A 3,776-nucleotide genomic window follows, 5' to 3' on the forward strand; every position below is an offset into this window, starting at 1 on the left:
GAACATGTCTTTGGCTTTATTGAAAACACTATGAAAGGCAGTACATTTCGGGGTATTGGATTTAAGCGTGCCAAGACGAATGTCACACTCACAAATCTGATGTACAATATTTGTCGTTTTGAACAGATCAAACGACTGAATTTGAATACATGGGCTTAGTGCGCCCAAAAATCAGAATTCTCCCGATAATCGGGATAGAAAAGTAGGAAATACAGGGACTTTTGCTGGAAATTAGAGGACAAGAGTCCCTTCTTTTTTATATGACGGAATACTTCTGGTTTTTAGAAGTGCCCTTTAGCAGCCTCAAGAGCGGAATTTAAGTCCCTAAAGAGGCTTCAGGATTTTCGCTGTGTTCTTCAGCTTGAACTTCTTGTGCCACAATCAAGGTTGGTGCTAGCAGTAAGCTACTAACGACGAAAGTCTTTTTCATGTCTACTCCTTATGTTTTTTATGTTTACCAACCTATTATAAATTTGTTTCACGAATTGTCAAGCTCCTACAAGTGATTCGTTGTCAGCGATTTCTCTCATTTGGAGATTGAGTCCGTAGAGAACAAGTAAAAATCCCCCACCGATTTTTCAGTAGGGGATAGGTCTTAAGGAGTAAATCCCAGCATCAAACCGATCGCAGCGAGGATCAGGAGATAGCCTTTTTCTTCTTGGGTATAAAAGGAGTATAGGAGGCTTCCCAGGGCATAAGCCAGCACTCCGAAAAGGCTGAAGTGGAAGGAAAAGAGGTTAAGTGTCTGTAGCATGGATCCTAAAATCCCGTACAGGACGAGGGAACAGGCTAGGATTTTTAGATGTCTCATAGGTCACCTCCGATTCATAAGAACTTCTTGCTATTATAATAATGCAAAAATGAGTCATTTGCTACTGATAAGAGTGGAAATGAGAAGCTATTTTTAGGAACATGAATCGACCTTCTTGACATTTTATGTCTACGAGTGTAAACTACAAATATAGACTACATTTGTAAACGAAAAGGAGCAATCATGAAAGCAATGATGTCACAGGCAGAGTGGCAGGTGATGCGAGTCCTTTGGGCTCATCCAGGTAGCGGAAGCAGTCAGATTATTGACTTTCTGCAAGCGGACTTTGACTGGAAACCGAGTACGGTCAAGACTCTCTTGACCCGGCTCAAAGATAAGGGACTGATTGAGGCTCAGGCTGACGGGAAACGCTTTGTCTACCGAGCTTTAGCCAGTGAGGAACAGGAATTGGACAAATTGGGCCGAGAGTGGTTGGCGAATCAGTGCCAGACCAAGCATGGTCAGCACCTCTTGCAGCTCTTGCAACAAGCCAGCCTGACCCAGTCGGATTTGGAGCGTTTGATTGCCTGGGCCCAGGAGGCTCAGGTGACAGCTCCGGTTGATTTGGCCTGCAACTGTTTGCCGGGTCAATGTGATTGCCATGCTTAGAAGGAGGTTAGAATGGAAGAACGTTTATATCAAGTGAGTGGGATGACCTGTGCTTCCTGTGCTCTGACGGTGGAAACAGTGGCCGGCCAACAGGAGGGAGTAGCGGTTGCCCAGGTAAATCTGGCGACAGAAAAGTTAACCTTAAAAACCACTGGGGATTTTAAGGCCAGCGACTTGGAAGAGGCGGTGGCGAGTCTGGGTTATAGTCTCAAAGAGCAGCGGCTGGAGTGGGATGCGAAACAAGGCCAGTTGCAAGAAGAAGACAAGCAGCGTCGCTTGGAGGCTGAACGCAAGCGCTTGCTAGCCACAGCCGTTCTAACCCTGCCCTTGCTTTATGTGGCCATGGGTGCCATGTGGGGTCTGCCCCTTCCCAGTTTTCTAAGAGCAGAAGGTCCTTTTGTCCTCTTTCAATTGCTGGTGACAACGGCTGTCCTTTATCTGGGACGTGGTCTTTACCAGCGTGGTTTCCGGAATCTCTGGCAGGGCCACCCCAATATGGACAGCCTGATTGCCCTTGGCACAGCTGCCGCCTATCTCTACTCCACCTATGGTAGCTGGCAGGTTTTACAGGGTCAAAGCCATTTTGCCCATCACCTTTATTTTGAATCAGCTGCGACCATTATTTTCTTTGTCTTTTTGGGAAAATATTTAGAAGCGAGAGCTAAACAAGAGACTTCCCGTGCCCTAAAAGGGCTAGGTCAGTTAGCCCCGCAGGAAGCCCGGCGCGTCGGAGCGAACGGGCTAGAGCTGGTTGCGACTAAGGATTTGCAGGTCGGAGATCGGGTCCGGGTCCTGCCGGGGGATTCCTTCCCGGTGGATGGAACGGTCTTGTCTGGCTCTGGCTATGTGGATGAGTCCATGATGACGGGGGAAAGTTTTCCTATTTATAAGGAGGCTGGGCAAGCGGTTTGGGCTGGCAGTCTCAATCAGACCGGGAGTCTGGATTATGAGGTAACCCATGTCGGTGGAGCAACCCTGCTGGCGCAGATTATCAGGCTGGTTGAGGAGGCCCAGGCTCAGAAGGCTCCGATTGCGGCCTTGGCCGATCGGCTAGCGCGTTACTTTGTGCCCCTGGTCCTAGGACTAGCTCTGTTGGCGAGTTTGAGCTGGTACTTCTTGGCAGGGGCCAGTCTGGAATTTGCCCTTTCGATTTTTATTGCTGTTTTGGTGATTGCCTGCCCCTGTGCCCTTGGTTTAGCGACACCGACAGCCATGATGGTGGCTACTGGGCGGGGTGCCCAAAAAGGAATCCTGCTCAAGTCTGGTCCGGCTTTGGAAGCCTTGGCCCAGGTGGATACGGTGCTCTTGGATAAGACAGGGACCGTCACAGCTGGCCAAATGCAGCTGACCGATTTAGAGCTTTGGGCAGGGGAGTCGCGGGAAGAGGTATTAACCCTTCTAGCGTCCGCCGAAAGCCATAGCGAACACCCGATTGCCCAGGCTCTAGTCCAGGCGGCAACTGAAGCAGGCTTGACTTTGCGCCAAACGATGGATTTCCAGGCCCAGGTCGGGCGAGGGATCGAGGCCAAAGTGGACGGCCAGCGCGTGCTGGTTGGGACCAGGCGGTACTTAGAAGAAGAGGGGCTGGTGCTACCCGAGGAGCTAGACCTCGAGGCTTGGGAAAAGGCCGGTAAGACCAGTCTCCTACTGGCCCGCGAAGACGTCTTGCTGGCAGCCTTGGCAGTTGCCGATCCCATTAAGGAGACCAGCCGCCAAGCCATCTCCAAGTTAGACCAATTGGGCTTGGAAGTGGTGCTGCTAACCGGTGACAAGGAAGCTACAGCTCGGGCTATTGCGGAGGAAGTAGGAATTTCCAAGGTTGTGGCACAGGTCCTCCCCCAGGATAAGGCTGCTCAAGTTGCTAGCTACCAAAAACAAGGCAAAGCTGTCGCTATGGTTGGAGACGGCATCAATGATGCCCCAGCTCTGGCTCAAGCCCAAGTCGGCATCGCCATGGGCACCGGAACCGACATCGCCATGGATGCTTCTGACCTCGTGCTCCTCCAAGGCGATCTGGTTCGTCTAGCTGATGCAATCAGCCTCAGCCGGGCTACCCTGCGGATCATCAAAGAAAATCTTTTCTGGGCCTTTATATACAATATCATTGGAATCCCAATCGCCATGGGCCTCCTCTACCTGTTCGGCGGCCCCCTTCTCAACCCAATGTTGGCAGGACTAGCCATGAGCCTGTCCTCTGTATCCGTTGTTTTAAACGCCCTTCGCCTAAACTGGAAATAAAGGAGAACCCTATGCAACAAGAAATTCAACTCGCAGGACTTATACTTAACAAAAAACAAAATCTGAATTATAATAGATAGTATGAAATTCACACAAGATCAAATTAAAGAATTAAAAT

3 protein-coding genes and 1 pseudogene are annotated in these 3,776 nt (G+C 50.0%); 3 read left to right on the forward strand and 1 reads right to left on the reverse strand.

Going from position 1 to position 3,776, the window contains the following annotated elements; all coding sequences use genetic code 11:
* Window positions 1-159 (forward strand): annotated as a pseudogene (locus N4310_RS07880) (IS5/IS1182 family transposase); the annotation flags it as partial.
* 436 nt (window positions 160-595) lie between these two features.
* Here N4310_RS07880 and N4310_RS07885 read toward each other — a convergent pair.
* Entirely contained in the window at window positions 596-811 is a 216-nt protein-coding gene (locus tag N4310_RS07885; protein ID WP_262092742.1) for a hypothetical protein, read from the reverse strand.
* A gap of 183 nt (window positions 812-994) precedes the next feature.
* Between N4310_RS07885 and N4310_RS07890 the strand changes: the two genes are divergently transcribed.
* Both N4310_RS07890 and N4310_RS07895 read left to right on the forward strand, forming a co-directional pair.
* Window positions 995-1,420, forward strand: a complete 426-nt coding sequence (locus N4310_RS07890) for a CopY/TcrY family copper transport repressor (protein ID WP_262092743.1) — start codon at window positions 995-997, stop codon at window positions 1,418-1,420.
* 12 nt (window positions 1,421-1,432) lie between these two features.
* A complete protein-coding gene (locus N4310_RS07895) occupies window positions 1,433-3,658 on the forward strand; it encodes a heavy metal translocating P-type ATPase (protein ID WP_262092744.1) in 2,226 nt (741 codons plus the stop codon).
* The last annotated feature ends 118 nt before the right edge of the window (window positions 3,659-3,776 follow it).

The sequence above is a fragment of the Streptococcus danieliae genome (assembly GCF_025447695.1).
Classification (GTDB): domain Bacteria; phylum Bacillota; class Bacilli; order Lactobacillales; family Streptococcaceae; genus Streptococcus; species Streptococcus danieliae.